13 protein-coding genes and 3 pseudogenes are annotated in these 20538 nt (G+C 52.2%); 7 read left to right on the top strand and 9 right to left on the bottom strand.

What is annotated here, in order from left to right; genetic code table 11:
* Nucleotides 1–4 precede the first annotated feature (4 nt).
* The 5 genes from msbA to HMPREF1028_RS01225 form a co-directional block, all read right to left on the bottom strand.
* Nucleotides 5–1858: a lipid A export permease/ATP-binding protein MsbA gene (gene msbA / locus HMPREF1028_RS01240; protein ID WP_009311003.1), complete on the bottom strand. Its 1854-nt coding sequence runs from the start codon at nt 1856–1858 to the stop codon at nt 5–7.
* 305 nt (nt 1859–2163) lie between these two features.
* Nucleotides 2164–3090, bottom strand: a complete 927-nt coding sequence (gene fabD, locus HMPREF1028_RS01235; protein ID WP_009311002.1) for an ACP S-malonyltransferase — start codon at nt 3088–3090, stop codon at nt 2164–2166.
* A 19-nt stretch (nt 3091–3109) separates the two neighbouring features.
* The gene (locus HMPREF1028_RS01230) at nt 3110–4399 is read right to left on the bottom strand and encodes a DUF1294 domain-containing protein (protein ID WP_009311001.1); all 1290 of its coding nucleotides are present in this window, start codon (nt 4397–4399) and stop codon (nt 3110–3112) included.
* Nucleotides 4400–4447: 48 nt separating this feature from the next.
* Nucleotides 4448–4606, bottom strand: a complete 159-nt coding sequence (locus HMPREF1028_RS14330) for a hypothetical protein (protein WP_156798027.1) — start codon at nt 4604–4606, stop codon at nt 4448–4450.
* 250 nt (nt 4607–4856) lie between these two features.
* Complete coding sequence (locus tag HMPREF1028_RS01225; RefSeq protein WP_009310999.1) at nt 4857–5819, bottom strand: beta-ketoacyl-ACP synthase III; 963 nt, start codon at nt 5817–5819, stop codon at nt 4857–4859.
* A gap of 107 nt (nt 5820–5926) precedes the next feature.
* Between HMPREF1028_RS01225 and HMPREF1028_RS14320 the strand changes: the two are divergent.
* Nucleotides 5927–6043: pseudogene (locus HMPREF1028_RS14320) on the top strand (IS5/IS1182 family transposase); the annotation flags it as partial.
* 80 nt (nt 6044–6123) lie between these two features.
* On the opposite strand, the gene HMPREF1028_RS01220 reads toward HMPREF1028_RS14320, so the two are convergent.
* The gene (locus HMPREF1028_RS01220; RefSeq protein WP_009310998.1) at nt 6124–6849 is read right to left on the bottom strand and encodes a 16S rRNA (uracil(1498)-N(3))-methyltransferase; all 726 of its coding nucleotides are present in this window, start codon (nt 6847–6849) and stop codon (nt 6124–6126) included.
* 76 nt (nt 6850–6925) lie between these two features.
* Between HMPREF1028_RS01220 and HMPREF1028_RS01215 the strand changes: the two genes are divergently transcribed.
* Both HMPREF1028_RS01215 and HMPREF1028_RS01210 read left to right on the top strand, forming a co-directional pair.
* Complete coding sequence (locus HMPREF1028_RS01215) at nt 6926–7720, top strand: inositol monophosphatase family protein (protein WP_009310997.1); 795 nt, start codon at nt 6926–6928, stop codon at nt 7718–7720.
* 100 nt (nt 7721–7820) lie between these two features.
* Nucleotides 7821–8141 (top strand): annotated as a pseudogene (locus HMPREF1028_RS01210) (DUF705 domain-containing protein); the annotation flags it as partial.
* A gap of 591 nt (nt 8142–8732) precedes the next feature.
* On the opposite strand, the gene HMPREF1028_RS01205 reads toward HMPREF1028_RS01210, so the two are convergent.
* Nucleotides 8733–9614, bottom strand: coding sequence for a chorismate mutase (locus tag HMPREF1028_RS01205; RefSeq protein ID WP_009310995.1), 882 nt, complete (start codon nt 9612–9614; stop codon nt 8733–8735).
* Nucleotides 9615–9854: 240 nt separating this feature from the next.
* Here HMPREF1028_RS01205 and HMPREF1028_RS01200 point away from each other — a divergent pair, with 240 nt between their 5' ends.
* The 3 genes from HMPREF1028_RS01200 to HMPREF1028_RS01190 all read left to right on the top strand — a co-directional run bounded on the left by HMPREF1028_RS01200 (nt 9855) and on the right by HMPREF1028_RS01190 (nt 17170).
* On the top strand, nt 9855–11981 hold the full coding sequence (locus HMPREF1028_RS01200) for an AsmA family protein (protein ID WP_009310994.1): 2127 nt from the start codon (nt 9855–9857) through the stop codon (nt 11979–11981).
* A gap of 566 nt (nt 11982–12547) precedes the next feature.
* Nucleotides 12548–14761 (top strand): TonB-dependent siderophore receptor, encoded by a 2214-nt coding sequence (locus HMPREF1028_RS01195; protein ID WP_009310993.1) that lies wholly within the window; start codon nt 12548–12550, stop codon nt 14759–14761.
* A gap of 189 nt (nt 14762–14950) precedes the next feature.
* On the top strand, nt 14951–17170 hold the full coding sequence (locus HMPREF1028_RS01190) for a TonB-dependent siderophore receptor (protein WP_009310992.1): 2220 nt from the start codon (nt 14951–14953) through the stop codon (nt 17168–17170).
* Between the two features lie 105 nt (nt 17171–17275).
* Here the strand turns inward: HMPREF1028_RS01190 and HMPREF1028_RS14315 are convergent.
* Nucleotides 17276–17383: pseudogene (locus HMPREF1028_RS14315) on the bottom strand (IS5/IS1182 family transposase); the annotation flags it as partial.
* A gap of 127 nt (nt 17384–17510) precedes the next feature.
* Here HMPREF1028_RS14315 and HMPREF1028_RS01180 point away from each other — a divergent pair.
* Nucleotides 17511–19223 carry an ABC transporter ATP-binding protein/permease gene (locus tag HMPREF1028_RS01180; RefSeq protein WP_009310991.1) on the top strand — a complete coding sequence of 571 codons (1713 nt, stop codon included), beginning with the start codon at nt 17511–17513 and terminating at the stop codon, nt 19221–19223.
* Between the two features lie 225 nt (nt 19224–19448).
* Here HMPREF1028_RS01180 and HMPREF1028_RS01175 read toward each other — a convergent pair whose 3' ends face one another.
* Entirely contained in the window at nt 19449–20399 is a 951-nt protein-coding gene (locus HMPREF1028_RS01175; protein WP_003759222.1) for a CysB family HTH-type transcriptional regulator, read from the bottom strand.
* Nucleotides 20400–20538 lie beyond the last annotated feature (139 nt).

Below are 20538 nucleotides of genomic sequence, written 5' to 3'. Positions count from 1 at the left end.
AAAATCAACCTGCTGCCTGTTTCGGCATATTGCGCAACATGGAGTAATAGCCGTTTTGAGCCATCAACTCACTGTGTGTGCCTTGTTCGACAATATGGCCTTCATCCATAACAATAATGCGGTCGGCTTGTTCGACGGTGGTCAGGCGGTGGGCGACGATGATGCTGGTGCGGTTTTCCATCAGGCGTTCGAGGGCTTGTTGGACGAGGCGTTCGGATTCATTGTCCAGCGCGCTGGTGGCTTCGTCCAAAAGCAGGATGGGGGCATCTTTCAAAATGGCGCGTGCAATGGCGACGCGTTGACGCTGACCGCCAGAGAGCTGATTGCCGTTTGCGCCTATCGGTTGGTTCAAGCCGTATGGCGAACTTTCAACCAAGTCTTTCAAATTCGCGGCTTTGAGGGCTGCCAATACTTCTTCTTCAGTGGCATCGGGACGGCTGTAACGGACGTTTTCCAAAAGGGTGTCGTCAAACAGGAAAACATCTTGGGAAACAAGGGCGAATTGGGAGCGCAGGTTGTTGAGTTTGATGTCTTCGATGTTGACATCATCCAAATAAACCGCGCCGGAACTTGGTTCGACAAAACGCGGAAGCAGGTTGACGACGGTGGATTTGCCGCTGCCTGAGCGACCGACCAAAGCAACGCGTTCACCTTGGCGGATGTCAAGATTGAAGCCGTCCAAGGCTTTTTTACCGTCTTCGTGGTAGCGGACATCGACGTTTTCGAATTTCAGACGACCTGAAACATTTTTCAGATGTTTGGTACCCTTGTCTTGTTCAGGCTCGGTATCAAGGAACTGACAAACCGCATCCGAAGCGATAAACATGGTCTGCATGGGGATGCTGATGTTCGCCAAGTTTTTGATCGGACCGAGCATTTGCAACATGGCAACGATAAACGCCATAAATTCGCCGATGGTGGTATAGCCTTGCTGACTCTGCCAAAGGGCGATAAAGATGACGACAGCCAAAGCAAACGACGCAATCAGTTCGCTGAACGGAGAACGCGCCGCGCTGGCTTGTGTGATTTTTTTACCGAGACGGACAATGGTGTCATTGACTTCGGCAAAGCGTTCGGACGCTTTCTTCTGACCGCCGAAGAGTTTGACCACGCGGTGTCCTTGGTGGACTTCGTTAACGACGTTGTTCAGCGTGCCGATACTTTGCTGCGCACTGGCAATGATATCTTTCAGACGGTTGCGGTAATAGCGGGACAGTAAAGACAGCAACGGGAACATCAGGGCGACAATCAGGCTGAGCTGCCAGTTCAAATACAGCAGGACGCAGACCAAACCAATGACAATCATGGTGTCGCGGGTCAGGACGATAAAGACATTACTGGCGTTGCTGATGGATGATTCCGCCATTTGCACCATATTCATCAACACCGTACCGGACGGGGTTTCCTGATGGAATTTGGAAGAGAGTTGCAGCATCTTGGCAAACATATCGCGGCGCAGATGGCTGATTGCCATGACGGAAACCCAAGTCAGCAGATATGTGCTGACATAGCGGCTGATGCCTCGAATGATGACCAAAAAGATAAAAAATACCGGCACGACCCAGACTTTATTGGGCGTCCCCCAAATCAGGTAAGTAAATTGGTCTTTCCAATTTTGCAGTGTGGCGACGATGCCGCCTGCTGTATTGAGTTCGGGCGGCGCGGAAGGCGGGGCGAAGCCTTGGTTGACCAAGGGTGCAATGAAGGCGGCGAGGTAGCTTTCGGTGGCGGCAACGCCAAAGATAGCAATTAACGCAAAAATGATGCGGACTTTATAAGGACGGATGTAAGCCATCAAGCGCATGAAGCTGCGCGAATCTTCTTGGGTAAACAGGCCGAAGGTCAGTTTTTCTATCATTGGCTCGGTGTTCCGGATTAATGCAGATTGAATATTTTATCAATCTGTCGGATTGGTAAAGCCTATGATTATATCGCAACGAAGTTACCGATGCGACGAAATTGCTGTTTTTAAATGAATAACGATTTTTATTTCTGTAAAGTTTTTTCAGACGACGATCTTAAATGTTCAAAATAAATTGATAGTGGATTGGAATAAGAAACGCCCTCCTGCTGTCTGCACCTCCCTATCCGAACACAACCGACAGACATTAAAAAACGACCTTTCATTAAGAAAGGTCGTCTGAAACAGACAAGGCGGCAAGTTTAATGCGCTTCGATAAAGGCAGCGACTTGTTCGGAATTGGTCAAAGCGCTGCACACGGCTTCTTTGTTGATGCGTTTTGCCAAACCTGCCAACACTTTGCCCGGTCCGCATTCGGCGGATTCGGCAGTGCCTTCTGCAACGAGTGCGTTGACGGTTTCCGTCCAGCGTACAGGACTGTAAAGTTGGCGGACGAGTGCGTCTTTGATTTTCTCTGCATCGTCGTAAGCGGCAACATCGGCATTATGGATGACTCGGATTTGCGGTTGTTTGATTTCGACGGTTTTGAGCGCTTCGGCAAGTTTTTCCGCAGCAGGCTTCATCAGGCTGCAATGCGAAGGAACGGATACAGGCAGCGGCAGCGCGCGTTTGGCTCCCGCTTCTTTGGCGGCGTTCATGGCACGCTCAACGGCGGCGGCATTACCCGCGATCACGACTTGTCCGGGCGAATTGAAGTTGACGGCTTCGACCACTTCGCCTTGCGCGGCTTCTGCACAAATGGCTTTAACCTGCTCATCTTCCAAGCCAAGGATCGCCGCCATCGCACCTACGCCTTGCGGTACGGCAGACTGCATCAGTTCGGCGCGCAGGCGGACGAGTTTGACTGCATCCGCAAAATCCAATGCGCCGGCGGCAACAAGTGCTGTGTATTCGCCGAGGCTGTGGCCGGCAACGACGGCAGGCGTTTTGCCGCCCGCTTCAAGATAGGCACGGTAAACGGCAACGCCGGCAGCCAGCATGATGGGCTGCGTATTCACGGTCTGTCCGATGAGTTCGGCATCCGTACCGTTAATCATCGCCCACAAATCTTGGCCCAAGACGGCAGAAGCTTCGTCGAAGGTGTTTTTTACGACCGATTGTCCTGCGAAGCCGTCCATCATATTGAGGCTTTGCGAACCCTGACCGGGGAAGAAAAATGCAAAAGACATGATATTCCTTTGTTTCAGTTTAGTTTTTCAGAAAATTCGTCAGAGGATTATCGGCGTAATGTATCAGCAGGGCATAGGTAATGGCAACATTTATTGCCACTGTCAGCCAGAAAATCTGAACAAAAGGAACTTTCTTGGTTTTATGTCGGAACGCGGCGCGCGCAACCAATGCGCCGGGCCAGCCGCCCAGCAGGCTGAATGCGTGCAGTTTGTTTTCTGGGATACGGTTTTGGTATTCGTTTTTACGTCTGATTTTGCGCGCGGACTCCATCGCCGTCTGCTTGTCCTGTTGATAGAGGATGAAGGCGGCGATACTGATAAGGACGTAAATGAAAAACAGTTTATTGGAAAGTACGGCGACAACGGTCAGGAAAACGACGGCAATGACGCTGTTGATCAGGAGTGCCTGCATATCGATATTGAGCCTGTTGTAGTCGGGTGGCAATTCGTCAAACAGGAATGCTTCGTCGCCAAGCCGGACAACCTTGACGGCTTGTTGGCGGTTGCCTTCTATCGGGCGGTTGCAGTAGAAACTGACGCGCTGCCCTGTTTGCGGACGGCAGGTATTGTAATGGTACGCGCTGATATGGAAGAAAATATTTTGGGATTCGTCGCCGAAACGGATGAAGCCGTAGCCTTTGGCATCGTCCCATGTGGTAATCGTACCGCTCATGACCTGATTGGGCGGCAACAGATTCTTTTGGGCGGATTTTGGAGCGGGATAGCGGGTTTCGGCAACCAACGGCTGCTCGATTTTGACTTCAACTTTAGGACCGTGCTCCGGACGGAAAAAGTGTACGGTTTGACCTTGCGCTTTTTGGGCGGGCGCAGCGTGTATCGATTCAGGCTCGGGTTCGGACTCAGGCGTACTGCGGATAACGGCATTGACCAGCAGCCATTGTCCGTTGGGATGGCGGCGGAGCGTGCCTTCAAGGCGGTCGCCCGCCCTAGGCGTACGGGTTTGGTCGGCAAGAAACTGTCCCAGCACAAACACCGGCTGCCCTTCATTTGAAACGTCCATTCCATAACCACCATTCTTCGACCAATCCCAGTCGGTCAGCGTAATGACCGCGCTGTCATTGTTTTTATAACCCGGATTGACGCGCTCGACATCCCTTGCGACGGCGCGGTTGTTTTCCGTTTCTATTTGAAAGCTGACACGGTGTCCGGTTTCAGGTTCTTGATAATCGGGGTGGAGGGATTGGCGGTTGGCAAAGATGCGTTGCGAAGATTCGTCGCAAATAATGGAGCCGCGGCTCATTTCCCCGAACCAATGGGCGATTGTCCCGTAATGTTTATTATGGTTCATTTTATTTTTATATTAAGGAAAAAATGTATTGGATAATCAATTTTGAAATTATACCAATTCATCATAATCCATGTGGATTTTAACCATAATAAATAAAAGGTCGTCTGAAACGGTGTCGGTTTGAAGCAACGACACATTTTCAGACGACCTCTTTTCAATGCTCAACAGAGACAGCGCCCTTCCCCCTCTGCCTAGCATACTTTTCAACTACCGCCCTGAATCTTCTACACTTTATAGTGGATTAACTTTAAACCAGTACGGCATTGCCTCGCCTTGCCTTGCCGTACTATCTGTACTGTCTGCGGCTTCGTCGCCTTGTCCTGATTTAAAGTTGATCCACTATAAACAACTAATCCGGCCCTCAACATACGAATCCCGGCGTTCCTATCAAAAAGGTCGTCTGAAACCGCACCAACGCAGTTTCAGACGACCTTTTAAGTTTCAAACGGACAAAAAATCAGTATTTCACCAACACCGCGCCCCAAGCGAAGCCGCCACCTATGCCTTCGAGCAGCAGGTTTTGTCCGCGCTTGATTTGACCGTTTTGAATACCGACATCGAGCGCGAGCGGGATGGAAGCGGCGGATGTGTTGCCGTGTTCCTGTACGGTCAGGATGACTTTTTCCATGTCCAGACCCAAGTGTTTGGCAGTTGAGTCGATGATGCGTTTGTTGGCTTGGTGCGGTACGAGCCAGTCGATTTGATCGGGGGTATAACCTGCCTCGCTGATGACTTCGTCGGCGATTTTTGCGAGCATTTTGACTGCGAATTTGAACACGCCCGGCCCATCCATCGTAATGTAGGGCGAGCCGCAAACTTGTCCGTTGGCGATTTGACTGGGCACGTTGAGCAGGTCGAGGTAGTTGCCGTCGGCTTTGAGTTTGCTGTGGATGATGCCCGCTTCGTCGGATGCACCCAACACGACCGCGCCTGCGCCGTCACCGAACAAAACGCAGGTCGTGCGGTCGTTCCAATCGACGATGCGGCTGAACGTTTCCGCGCCGATGACCAAAGCCTTTTTCGCCATGCCGCTTTTAATGTAGGCGTTGGCAGTGGACAGGGCGTACATAAAGCCCGCGCAGACCGCCTGTACGTCAAATGCGGGGCAGCCGTTTGCTATGCCGAGCTTTTGCTGGACGATGGTCGCGGTGGACGGGAACTGCATATCGGGGGTGGCGGTTGCCACGATAATCAAATCGATTTCATCGGCAGCGACACCGGCAGCAACCAGAGCGCGGCGCGATGCTTCGGCGGCGAGGTCGCTGGTTTTTTCGCCTTCGTCTGCAATATGGCGGAACTTGATGCCGGTACGGGTGGTAATCCACTCGTCGGACGTATCGACTTTTTTCGCCAAATCGTCGTTGCTGACGCGGTTGGCGGGAAGATAGCTGCCGGTACCTAAAATTTTGGCGTATTGCATGTGAAGGCCTTTGAGCGTTGATTCGGATAATCGGCTATTGTAAGCGAAAACGGATGAATTGCCCAACGCTGCGAAGGCGTAAAACAGGTAAAGCAGGCAATGGCTTGAAAAACAAATATAGTGGATTAAATTTAAATCAGGACAAGGCGACGAAGCCGCAGACAGTACAGATAGTACGGCAAGGCGAGGCAACGCCGTACTGGTTTAAAGTTAATCCACTATATAAACCCATGATTTCAATAAAACTTACTTTTCAAACCATCTAGGGATTTACGCTTCCCATCCCGTTTTCAGACGACCTCGGTTACACAAAATCCCCCCAAAGCGTCTGCATCGCCGCAATCGCCGCCAGCGAAGCGGTTTCCGTCCGCAACACCCGCTTGCCCAGCGTTACCGACTGGAATCCCGCCTCAAACGCCAACCGCTCCTCCTCGTCCGTCCAGCCGCCTTCCGGCCCGACCATAAAAATCAGGTCGTCTGAAAACGGCTTGACGGTACGCAAACTTTGGGCGCGGTTCAAACTCATCAACAGCTTGGTCGTTTCAGACGACATCTGTTTCAAAGCCTCGCGGTAAGGCAGCAGCGGGCGTACCTCCGGCACCATATTCCTGCCGCTTTGTTCGCAGGCAGACACCACAATTTCCTGCCAACGCGCCACCCGTTTATCCGCCCGCTCGCCGCTCAGGCGCACGACGCAGCGTTCGCTGATCACCGGCTGAATCGCGACTACGCCCAGTTCCACGCTTTTCTGCAAAGTAAAATCCATACGTTCGCCACTCGATACCGACTGCACCAGCGTGATTTTCAGCGGCGACTCGTTGTCCGTCTCCTCCTCGCGCAACACTTCCGCACAGGCACGGCGTTTCTCCAAAACATCCAAACGCGCAGGATACGACTTGCCGTTGCCGTTAAACAAAACGACCTCTTCCCCGCAGCGCACGCGCAAAACATTCAAATGACGCACAACATTATCAGGCAGTTCAACGACTTGCCCCGCATATAAAGCATCAGGCAGATAAAATCTGGACATGGTTCTTCAAGTGAAAACGGATATAATAACGCGATTATACGATTTCGCACCCCAACCGCAAAAACAAGGACAAAAAGTGTTACACCGATTACAAAAAGTCGTCCGGCACATCGCGCAAACCGAAGTCATGCCGCGCTTCCTGAATACCCCGTCGCACCGCAAAGAAGACGGCTCCATGCTCAGCGAAGCCGACCTTGCCGCCCAAACCGCCTTCGCCGCCGCCCTGCCCTTGTTGATCGACAGCCCCATGCTCGGCGAAGAAATGAGCGTGCAAGAACAAACCACCCTTTGGAAAATGCACGCGCATACCGACGGGCTGTGGGTCGTCGACCCCATAGACGGCACCAACAACTTCGTCAACGGACTGCCCCATTTCGCCGTTTCCGTCGCCTTCGTCAAAAACGGCCGTGCCGAACTCGGCATCATCTACAACCCCGTCAGCGGCGAATGTTTCTACGCCGAACACGGCAAAGGCGCATACCTCAACGGCACACCACTGCCCCTGCGCACCGTCGACAAAAAACTCAGCGAAGCCATCGCAGGCGTTGAAATCAAATACCTGCGCTCCGGCAAACTCACCAGCCGCATGAGCACGCTCGCCCCCTTCGGCACCATCCGCAGCATGGGCAGCAGCACGCTCGACTGGTGCTACCTCGCCAGCGGACGCTACGATGTTTACGTCCACGGTGGGCAAAAACTGTGGGACTACGCCGCCGGTGCGCTGATTTTCGAAGAAGCAGGCGGCAACCTGTCCACTTTGGAAGGCGACGACTTCTGGAGCGGCGAACACGTTTTCAAACGCTCCGTCATCGCCGCCCTGCAACCCGCCCTGTTCGAGCGTTGGGAAAAATGGATACGGGAGAACCAATAAACCCGTTTTAACAAAAAAGCATTAATTGAACAAAACAACGATAGAAATTATGAAAAGGTTTTTCAGACGACCTTTTTGACATCCATCCACCCATTTCAAAACAATTAATCTAATGAGCAGACCTTCCTTTATTTTCATTGATGTGGACGACACCCTTGTCAGAAGCGTAGGCAGTACGCGCATTCCCATGCCCGAAGTCATCCGCCAAGTCCGCCGCCTGCATGGAAACGGACATATGCTTTACCTCTGGAGCAGCGGAGGAGCCGACTACGCCCGTCGCAGCGCAGAAGAATTGGGCATATCGGAATGTTTCCAAGCATTTTTACCCAAACCGAACGCCTATATTGACGATCAAGCAGTACACGAATGGCGGTTCTGCACCCACTTCCTTCCTACCAACAGCGGGCAAATCGACGGATAGCGGCAATAGTGGCATTTTGCCCGATGGGATTAAAATGCCATTGCTACGCATCTTGGTATGCCTCATATACAAAAAGGTCGTCTGAAAATAGCTTTTCAGACGACCTTCTAAATTGGCTGTTGCAAAAATATGACATATGAAATTTAAAATACAACAAATTTAATACCGCTTATCTCGATAAATTAACGTCTATCGGAGTTTTCGCGCAATTTATTCAAAAGATTTCACTTCTTAACAGCATTTAATACTAATGCTGCTAGAATTCAAATTGCTGACACACACCGCTCTTTTATCCCTTTTGGGCGGTGCAGCAAGTAAGACGTTTTCCCGCAATGTATTGGCCATTCATACTTCTCCCTTGGTATGAATGGTTTTTTTTATCTACGGTTTTAATAACTCTGTCCTGACGCCTGATTAAGCAATATCCATATCCCAAACGCCATAAAAATCCCGTTGCAAGACAGGGTATATCTACCATCCCATTATCCGGCTTCAAAAACCGCCTTGAAAAGTCGATAACAGAATAAGGCAGATATACACCCAATCCACGAAACAGCATTTTATGCCAAAATTTATTCAAAAACTAAAATATCAATCCACCCCAGAACCGACAATCCCATTGACACCAGCAGCCTGCGCCAACCGATATAAGATATGTTGCGGCATATCGTTGTGCCACAACCGCGTGATGTTCGCGATCACCGGCAGATGACAGGTTTGCCGCACCCTGACAATCGCATCCACATCCAAACGATAAGCATGTTCCGGCTCGAAACTCAAAGTCCCCGCCTCGCCCAAGATAATATGGTGATTGCCGCGTAAAGCGATGTGTTCGGCAGCCGCCAGCCAATCATCAACCCGATGATGCTTATCTTTACACAACACTACCGGTGTATTCAGACGACCCACTTCATCCAACAAGACCCGATTCCCCATCAGCTCTCCGCCCAAATACAAAACGTCTGCCTGCGCCTTCAAAGCCTCATCAATCTGACGCACATCGCGGATACGCACCAAAATCGGTTTTCCCTGTTCATGAAGCCGCCGAATATCCTGCTGCATCAGTTGGATTCTCGCCTTTTCGCTCCCGTTGTCCATTTCCGCATAAGGCCGTGCCGACAGATAAAACGGATCGACAAATCCCGCATCCGCATCCTCAATCCGATTGATATCCGCCGCAATATCCAAAACCTTCTCGCCGCCAAACAACACACCCCGTATCGAAATCTTGCTGTCTTCAGACTGCCCCTCCCGGCTGATGATTTTCCAATCGTTCAAAACCCGGAACACGCGCTCCACATCGGGCAATCTAGCCAATTCATTGGAATGGAAGACCCGCTCGTCGCCCAACGCGCCGATAATCGTCCTTTCTTCGCCACGCGAAATATGTTCCCGCAAGCCACGGCTGCGAATCGTATCCACCACCCGTTGAACAGATTCCTCACTCGACCATTTGCGCATTACGATAATCATCGACACCCTCCTCATACCAATAGAACCTGCATTATATAGCCACGTTTTATCCAAACGATACCTCAACACAAAGAGACAAGTGCAAACCGCCCACATTCATATTTATAAGGCATAGCAAACCATCAGGTCGTCTGAAACCCGCAACCACCATTCATACCCATTTACAACCCTCTGTCCTGCCGCACCAACCATCCCAAAGGCATGTGCTATACTCTTATACTTTAATTTTTATAAAAGCCCATGAACCTTCTGCCAAACTCCGGAAAATTCTGGCTGAAACTCCTCATCTTCAGCCTCATAGCGGTCATCGCCACCGCAGCCGGACTATACGCATCGGTTTACAACTTCTTCACACCCAAACGCATCGAAACCCTTACCCAATCCACCCTGCAATCAACCCAACGCACCATCCGCTTCAGTCCGGAAATCCGGCGCAGTTGGTTCCCCCGCCCCACCCTTACCCTTAAAAACGTCGTCATCTCCTACCCCAACAGCACGCAAGCCGCCATCCACATTAAAGAAACCAACATCGGAATCGGCTGGAGCAGCCTGTGGAACGACACACCCATTATCGAAAAATGGGTGCTTAAAGGCGCAGATGTCTCAATCGAACGCGCCGAAAACGGCAAATGGAGCCTGCAAGACCTTTGGCAGCAGCCCCGCAACACGGCCACGCTCAACCGCCTCGTCGTAGAAAACAGCACCCTGCGTCTGAAACTCGACAACACACCGTACACCATCGAAGACTTCAGCCTCAACCTCCGTTCGGAAGATTCCGACGGCCGCCGTTTCAAAATCGGCGGCAACATCCGCAACCCGCAGTTTCCCCTCGAATGGAACGGCAACGGCCTGCTTCAAACCAACGCAGCAAACTGGAACATTCCCGAGCTCCGCTTTGAAGCGCAGAGCCGCCGTGACCAAAACACGGTAAAAATCAACATTACCAGTGCCTTAGACTGGCAAACGCAAAACCACACCCTGCAAGTCAGCAACATCAACCTGCGCGCAGACAGCGTTCAACAAAACCTCCACTTGACCGCCCAAGCGCCCCTACTCATCTTCAAAGACAACCACCTCAGCCTCAATACCGTCAGCGGAGCCTTTACCGCAGGCTCGCCCGACAGCCAATGGGACGGTTCCTTCAAACTCGACAAAACCAATCTGCGTCCGAGCGTCATCACCCTGGACAGCTTCGATCTCAACGGCAGATACAAAAACCAACTGCGCCAAACCAGCTTTACCGTCAGCGGCCCCATGTTGTGGCAGAAAAAAACCGGATTGCAATCCGACAGCCTGCGCATTACCACCCTGCAGGACACCGTCAACCGACTGCCCCAACCGCGCTTTATCAGCATGCTCGACGGAAATTTCAGCCTGACCGATTCCGGCAACTGGCAAGGCAGCTTCAAAGGCACATTCGACCGCCAACCCGTTGCCTTGAGCTTAAAATACCAAACCCAAGCCGAGCAAAAACCCAGACTCGAAGCAGGCGTCGCCCTGCAAAAACTCAACCTCACTCCCTACTTGGAAGACTTTCAAGCCGGTTCAGACGACCCCTACCCGAAATTTCTCAATCACGCCAACACCCCCGATATCGAAGCCAGCATCAAGGTCAACAATATCCAAACGCCCGGCTTCCAATTGGACAATGTCGAAACCCGGCTGACCGCCAATAACGAACATATCACCCTGAGCAACTTCAAAGCCGGACTCTACGGAGGCCGTACCGAGGGCGGCATCAGCATAGCCAACACCACTCCCCTCTCCTACCACCTCCAACAAAACGCAGAAAGCGTACAAATCCAACGCTTGCTGCAAGACCTGTTCGGCTTCCACAGCTTCAGCGGCAACGGCAACGCCGTCATCGACCTGACCACCAAAGGCAACAACCGCGAGCAAATGCTCAAAAACCTCAACGGGATGCTGACCCTCAACATCTCCGAAGGCGCATGGCACGGCATCGACATGGACAACATCCTCAAAAACGGCATCATCAGTAAAGACAACACCCAACAAACCCCACCGCCCAAAACCCCTTTCCACCATTTCGTCCTCAACAGCGAAATCGACAAAGGCATCAGCCGCCATGTCAACACCGAACTCTTTTCCGACAGCCTGCACGTTGTCAGCAGCGGCTATACCGACCTCAGCACCCAAGAGCTATCGGAGGACCTGCTCATCCGCAATGCCCTGAACCCGCAAAACAAACCCATTCCGCTCAAAATCAGAGGCACGGTACAAAACCCGTCTATCACCATCGACTACAACCGCCTGACCGACGGCCTCAACAGCCCGCAGGAAAAACAAAAAGCCCTCGAAAACACCCTGCGCGAACAATGGCAATGGATCAACCCCAACCGCAAATAACTCAAAGGTCGTCTGAAAACCGTTTTCAGACGACCTTTGGCTTTATGCCCCACAGGAAGAGGATACACAAAAGATAATGATGCCAAACAGACGTTGACCGGTTTTCAGACGACCTGCCTAGCCATACGGCAATCCGCCTTTTCACGGTTCGCAAGAAAATGAAGCTAAAACTGACTGATACGCAGACACCCCCTCTTCCACCAAACAGAAGAAGGGGTATTTTATCGCCGGTCAGAATTTTGACTTATGGCAAGAGTATGTGAAAAAACGTGAGGTCGTCTGAAAAAACGGTTGCCATTTTTTACAGATGGTTTATAGTTCTTTATAACTATTTTTCAGCTAGTTCCTTATATCTATCTTTGCAACCTTGGATAAGTAGTTGCCATTGGGTACTCCGCCCGGCGGCAACATTTTTTTATCCGAAAGGGTTTGATAAATTTTATTCGTTTTATCTGACGCAGGTCGTCTGAAAAACCTAATACTTTGAATATTTATAGTTTTTATGGTTATAAATATCAAATAAAAATAAACATTTTACGACAACAGCTTTATCCGGGATCAATCAAATGAACAATACAAACAAAGAGAAACTTTTCAAACTCAGCACCTTGGCGTTCTGTCTTGCCGCGCTGCCGCAAGCCGTTCACGCCGCTGAAGAAGTGCAGCAGGTGGAATTAAAGCAGGTCAATGTGGTCGGCAAAAACCGCAGCTTGCGTACCGAAAATCAAAACAGCTACATCGTATCCGCGATGCGCTCGACTACGGGGTTGGTGCTTTCTCCGAGGGAAATTCCCCAATCCGTTAGCGTCATCACCAAAAAACAACTTGAAGACCAAGGCGTGACCAGCCTCGAAGGCGCGTTGCAAAACGCCACGGGCATCAACGTCTTCAAAAGCGGCGGGCGCACGCATTTTATGTCGCGCGGCTATTTTATCGAGCAACTTGAAGAAGACGGCATTGCTACTCAAATCGGCTCGCCCGGCGGATTCGGCTTGGGCGGCCCTTCGGGCGACCCGACCAGCGTAACCGATATAGCGATGTACGACCGCATCGAAGTGGTACGCGGCGCGGCCGGGCTGACGCAGGCAAACAACGAACCGGGCGGCACGATTAACGCCGTCCGTAAGAAACCGACCTCCAAACGCCAGCTTTCCGCCGATTTGACGGTCAACACATGGGGCAGAGTGGGCGGCACGTTTGACGCTTCAGGCGCTTTAAGTCCGGAACACGGCCTGCGCGGACGTTTTGTCGGCTCGGTTGGCAGCAACAAAACCTTCCAAGACCAATCCGGCGGCCGCGACATCCTGCTTTACGGCGTGATGGACAAAGACATCGGCGACAACAGCAAGCTCACTTGGGGCGCGAGCTATCTCAACCAAACCAAAACGCCCGACCCCGACGGCCTGCCCATGCGCGCTGACGGCAAAGAGTGGAAACGCAGCCGCTATCTCGGTGCAGATTGGAACGAAGCTCGTCTGAAAAAACACAACCTCTTTGCCGAGTTTGAACATTATTTCAACGACAACTGGAAACTGAGCAGCAAGCTGGACTGGCGCAAAAGCGACAGCTCAAAAGAATATTACACGCTGGGCGGCACGGGTAACGGCATCGGTACAGACAGTCTGGGGACCACATACAGCTTCGACCGTTACGATGCAGGCAACCGCCAGTTCACTTTCCAAAACAACCTGACCGGCCGCATCTTCGCTTTCGGCCAAAATCACGACCTCTTCTTCATGCACAGCTACTCCAAAGAGAACGTGAACTCAAGCAACCGCTGGCTCAACGACAGCAGCACCTATGACGCAGATGCCTTCAACGGCAGCGAAAAAGCCAAACCTGATTGGGATTCCGCCACAGCCAAAGCCCGTGGCGGCGACGGCCGTTATACTACCCATGCCTTTGGTTTGGGCGCGCGCATCAATCCTACCGACAAACTGCACATCATCGCAGGCGGACGCTATACCAGCTGGAAACGCGACTTCTATTGGGATCGCGATCTCAAAGACGGGGTAGCAGGTTCATCAGACTCGCTCAAACGCAACCGCTTCGTTCCTCATGCCGGCATCACTTACGATATCACGCCTAAACAAAGTATTTACGCCGCCTATACGTCCATCTTCAAACAAACGATGAACCGCGACTATAACGACAACCTGCTGCCGCCGATTATGGGGCGTAACTACGAAATCGGTTGGAAAGGCGAATGGAACGAAGGTCGTCTGAATACTTCCGTCGCCCTCTACCGCACCGACAAGGACAACAACAACCAACGCGTCAATGCCCGTCCGCACCCTTATTGGGAACCGCTGGATCAAAGCAGCCGCGGCTTGGACGCCGAAATTTCCGGCAGCCTGACCGACCGTTGGCAAGTTTACGCAGGCTACACCTTCAACCGCAGCACCAACCGCAACAGCGTCGGCGACAATGTTGAATCGCGCCGAAAAGGCTACAACTTCAGCAGCCATACGCCGAAACATATGTTCCGCCTCTACACCAGCTACATCCTGCCGGTGGATGACGGCAAATGGACGGTCGGTCTGGGGGTAAAGAGCAGCAGCAAAACCGCCAATTCCTACGGCTCCATCAAGCAAGGCGGCTACACGGTTTGGAATACCAACATCCAATACCGCCCAAGCAAAAACCTGCAACTGGGGCTAGCGGTCAACAACCTGACCGACAAACGCTACTACGAAAACCAATACAGCCGTGCCGCCAACAGCGGCAGCTTCTACGGCGAACCGCGCAACGCCGTGTTCAGCCTGAAGTGGAAGATGTAGTCCGTCTGCGGTAGCAAAATTAAAAAAACAATAACCAAATCATATTCGGCAATCTATCCGACCTGCTCCTGACAGACAGGAAACGGTTGCCGTTGCTGTAAAGAAAGGGGTCGTCTGAAAACCGCCGTTGGGTTTTCAGACGACCCCTTTCCCATAAAAACCTCTTCATCCCCACTTGAAGGAGCTGCGATGAACCATCCGATCCGCTACGCCTGCCTGCTTGCCGCCGTCCCGCTGCAACTTTCCGCCCAAACCGCCGAACAGACGGAACATGTTGACCTGCCAGCCGTTAACGTCACCGGCCAAAGCCGTACTGCTTCACGCGACAGTTATACCGTGCCAACCATGTCCACCGCCACCGGCCTGCCGATCTCCCCCAAAGACACGCCGCAATCCGTCAGCGTCATTACGCGCAAACAGATGGACGATTCGGGCGCGACCACGCTGGAAGACGCATTGAAAACCACCACAGGGCTGAATATTTACAAACAGGGTTTCCAAACCCGCTTTCAATCCAGAGGCTTCGACATCGCGCAGATAAGCGAAGACGGTGTCAATTCGACTGTCTGTACCATGTGCGGCAATAATCCGCACGATGCCAAACAACTGACCGACACCGCGCTTTACGACCGCATCGAAGTCGTGCGCGGGGCAACCGGTCTGCGTAAAGCGCAAAGCGAGCCGGGCGGCAGCATCAACGCCATCCGCAAACGCCCGACCGCTGCGCCGCTACTTGAATTTGACGCAACCGCCGACCGCTTCGGCACACTGCGAACTTCCGCCGATGTATCGGGATTCCTCAGCCGCGAAAATGGCTTGCGCGGGCGCGCGGTTGCCGTACTTGAAAAAAATAAAAGCTGGCGTAAAAACAGCGACGGCAATAAAGGGATCATTTACGGCGTTATCGACAAGCAAGTCGGGGAAAACGATATGCTGACGTTGAGTGCGATGTACCACCGTGAAAAAGATGTACCTTCCCTGTTCGGGCTGCCCGCCAATCCCGACGGCAGCGACCTGAGATTGCCGCGTGACAGCTATTTGGGTGCGAACTGGAACCGTGCGGATTACAAAAAAGCCACTATTTTCGCCGAATGGAAGCACTATTTCGGCGATCGTTGGAATCTGACCACTTCCGTCGATTACCGCCGCAACAAATCCGTTACCGAATATGGTTACGTCCCGCAGCGGCAAAATATTTCGCCCACAGGCACATTGAGCGACGGCTATACCGGCAGAAGCGACCGCAACAACAGTCAATGGACGGTGCAAAGCGATTTAGAAGGAAAATTTGATTGGTTCGGCCGCGAACATGAGTTTTACGCGGGCTATGAATACACCAAAGAAAAATTCGATAATATGTGGCGAGGCACGCCCTTGAAAGATGGCAACTATCCTGTTTTTTCTTGGACGGGTGATGAAATTGCCAAACCTGATTGGAATACGGCCCGCAATATCGAAATCCGTAAAACCGTTCCCGACACCCACACGGCAACCATAGCCACCCGCCTGAACATTGCCGACAAATGGCACATCCTGCTCGGCACAAGTTACAGCCGCTGGCGGCAATCACAATATCTGTCATGGATGAAAACCCCCGACAGCCACTATAAAAAAGGCCGTTTCATCCCCTACGCAGGTATTACCTACGACATTACCCCACAACAAAACCTATATGCAAGTTACACCAGCATTTTCAAATACTCGGGCGATTATTACGACATCAATGACAAGCTCTTGCCGCCTGTAATGGGCAACAGCTACGAAATCGGCTGGAAAGGCGCGTGGAACAACAATAAATTGAACACCACCCTCGCCCTGTTTCAAACCGAAAAACACAACCAACCCACAGACACATGGCTGGGTAAAGACCTCTCAACGGGCAATATCCGTCCTTGGGTACGCGGCGACCGCGCCATCTACACGCCTGTCCGTCTGGAAAGCCGCGGTATTGATGCCGAAATTGCCGGCAACATCACCGACGACTGGCAGATTTTTGCGGGCTACACCTTCAACAAAAGGCGTTATACCTCCACCGCTGCCGCCCAAACCGCAGAACGCAACGGTCGCGGGGTCGATTTCAGCCAGCACACGCCCCGACATATCTTCCGCCTCAATACCCTGTACCGCCTGCCCGGCGCGGCACGCAAATGGACGGTGGGCGGCGGTGTCAACGTCCAAAACAAATCCGGCCCGATTATGGTGGACGGAGAGAAACAATATTTGGGCGGTTACGCAGTCTGGCATGCTACCGTACAATACGAACCCTCCAAACACGCCAAACTCAGCTTGAAAGTCGACAACCTGACCGACAAACGCTATTACGAAAGTTACGCCCACCGCGCTACCTACCAAGGACATTTCTACGGACAACCGCGCAATGTAACCTTGAACTTCAAGTGGAAGATGTAGCCATTTTATAAAGCGAGGTCGTCTGAAAACACCATCCGGCTTTCAGACGACCTCCCGTCCTGCCGCCATGCTGCCCATCCCGACATGACGGCATCGGTATTTTTATAGTGGATTAACTTTAAACCAGTACGGCGTTGCCTCGCCTTGCCGTACTATCTGTACTGTCTGCGGCTTCGTCGCCTTGTCCTGATTTAAAGTTAATCCACTATATTTGAACCACTGCAAACCGTCGTCTGAAACCCAGCAGGAAACAAAAGCGTCGGATAACGTGTCTGATGCCGTTATCCCGCCAATGCAGATTTTCAGACGACCTCCCGTTATTCGTACCAACACACCATCCATGAACATCCTCAAAAAATTCTCCCGACTCGCCCGTCCTTTCTGGACAGGGGCGCACGGGCGCATCCAATGGCTGATGCTCGCCGTCCTCATCGGCTTCACCCTTTGTTCCATCACCATCAGCGTTTGGATCGCCGCGTGGGACAAACGTTTCTACGACGCGCTCGCCGCGTTTGACGGCGCGTCCATGCCCGCGCTCATCGTCGAATACCTCGGCTACATGGCGATGATTATCGGCTGCATCGTCTGCGGCGACTGGCTGCAAAAACGCCTCATCTTCCGCTGGCGCACCCACCTGACCGAGCAATTCCAGCAAAACTGGCTCGAAGGCCACAAACACTACCGCCTGCGCCTGACCGGCGAACCCGACAACCCCGACCAGCGCATCGCCGAAGACATCTACCTCCTCGCTGACAAAAGCATCGGACTGTTCCGCTCCTTCATCAATAATATTGCCAAATTCAGCGCGTTCGTCGCCGTATTGTGGACGCTCTCCGGCATACAGACCTTCAATATCGGCGGGCGCGACATCACCATACACGGCTACCTCGTCTGGGTTGCCCTGATTTATTCCGTCATCAGCACCCTGATTGCCCACCTCGTCGGCCGCAAACTGAAAAACCTCAACATCGACCGCCAGCACCGCGAAGCCGACTACCGCGCCGCCCTCCTGCGCGTGCGCGACCACGCCGAACAAATCGCCTTCTACAACGGCGGCGAAGCCGAAACAGGTCGTCTGAAACAACGCTACCTCCGCATCCGCGACAACTGGCGGCGGCTCACCAACTGCGAATTCCGCCAAGAAACCTTCTGGGCAACCTATGTCCGCATCAGCATCTTCATCCCCATCCTCGCCACCCTGCCCATGTACCTCGCCAAAACCATGACCTTCGGCGACATGATGCAGACCCGCACATCGTTTGCCCGCGTCCAAGACAGCTTCGGCTGGTTTACCGACTCCTACCGCCGCCTCATTGAATGGGCGGCAGTCGTCGAACGCCTCTCCGGTTTTCAGACGGCCTTGGAACAAGTAGAGCAGGAAGGCAGAAATCCCGCCCACCCAGCACCCGCCCTGACTTTAAACAACCGCCGCCAAGGCGGCATCCTCGTCCTGCAAAACCTCACCGTCCACACCCAAACCGGCAGCCCACTGCTTACCGACATCAACCTCGAAGCCCACACCCCCGAATGGGTATTGCTCGAGGGCAGAAGCGGCATCGGCAAATCCACCCTGCTGCGCGCCCTCGCAGGCTTGTGGCCGTATTATCAAGGCAGCTTCGCCCTCGACGGCAGCCTCCTCTTCCTGCCCCAACGCCCCTACCTCCCCGCCGACACCCTGCGCCACACTGTCAGCTATCCCCACCCCGCCTGTCAAGACGACCGACTTATTCAGACGACCTTGGAACAAGTCGGACTAGGCCGCCTGAAAGATAATTTAGACGAACCATACGAATGGCACGGCATTCTCTCCGGCGGCGAACAGCAACGCCTCAGCCTCGCCCGCGCGCTGCTGCACAAACCGCAAATCCTGTTCCTCGACGAAGCCACCAACCAGCTCGACGGCGAATCTGCATTAACGCTGATGCAAATCCTCAAACGCACTTTACCCGACACCCTCGTCGTCGGCATCAGCCATCAACCCGAAATCCAAGCCTTGTTCGGACGTAAAGTTAATTTAAAACCACTCGACGAACTTGCAAACCGTTCAGATTAGTAATATAGTTCTTTCTGACTAGTTTCATAGTTCTTTAGGGTTACTTTTAAAACTCCTTGGATAGCCTCCGCCAGCTCCCGGCAGGAGGCGTTTTTTTTTCCGCAGTTTTTTGCCTGCGCTTAAGACATTGAATTTCAAAGCACCCGGCCAATATCAACCGCACTAAAAAAAAAGGTCGTCTGAAAACATTTCTGCTTTTCAGACGACCTCTTGCCATATCCAAAATCAAATAGAAAAATCTTCGACCACCGGCGTATAAAGAATACGGTCCACCACATCCCGCGTCAGCTTCGGCGAGAACATTTCGATAAAATCGTAGGTATAACCGCGAAGATAAGTATCCGAGCGTACTGCAATCCAAATGGGCGAAGGTTCAAACAGATGCGCCGCATCGACCAATTCCAAATCCGCATCCTTCTCCGGATCAAATGCCATCTTCGCCATCAACCCGACCCCAAGCCCCAGTCGGACATAAGTCTTCAAGACATCCGTATCCGCTGCCGACAACACCACATCCGGATTATCCAAATGCGCCTTATTAAAAGCACGCGCAATACTGCTGCCCTGATTAAATGCAAATTCGTAAGTAATCAGAGGAAACGAAGCCAAATCCTCAATACTTAAAGGATTCATACATTCCAACAAAGGATGCTCTTTCGGCACGATGACCGCATGGTTCCATTCATCACACGTCAACTTGCTCAGTTCGGGATGATCGTCAATCCGCTCCGTCACAATCGCAATATCCGCCTCACCATTGCTGACCATTTGCGCAATAGCAGCAGGGCTCCCCTGCTTGATCGTCAGATTGACCCTCGGATAACGCTTCACAAAATCCGCCACAATCAAAGGCAGCGCATAGCGTGCCTGCGTATGCGTCGTCGCAATCGTCAGAGCACCGCTGTCGTGATCAGTAAACTCGCTGCCGATATTCTTAATATTTTGGACATCGCGCAAAATCCGTTCCGAAATTTCCAACACCGCCTTACCCGGCTGGGAAACAGACACCACACGCTTGCCGCTGCGTATAAAGATCTGCACCCCCAGTTCTTCTTCCAAAAGGCGGATTTGCTTGGAAATACCCGGTTGCGAAGTAAATAGCGCATCCGCAGCCTCAGATACATTCAAATTATGGCGGTACACCTCCAACGCATACCGCAATTGCTGTAATTTCATAGGTAGTCCGGTTGTATTGTGTTTGTATGTTTTATACGACAAGCGGCACATAATTTAACATATTTTGCCGGATTTGTCGGACATCCAAAAAACACACAAGGAAGTTTTTGTTTTCAATAAAACTATACATATAAACTAT

Source organism: Neisseria sp. GT4A_CT1 (assembly GCF_000227275.1).
GTDB lineage: Bacteria > Pseudomonadota > Gammaproteobacteria > Burkholderiales > Neisseriaceae > Neisseria.
Note: the sequence above shows the minus strand (reverse complement) of the source record. Positions and strands in the feature narration are given on the sequence as shown.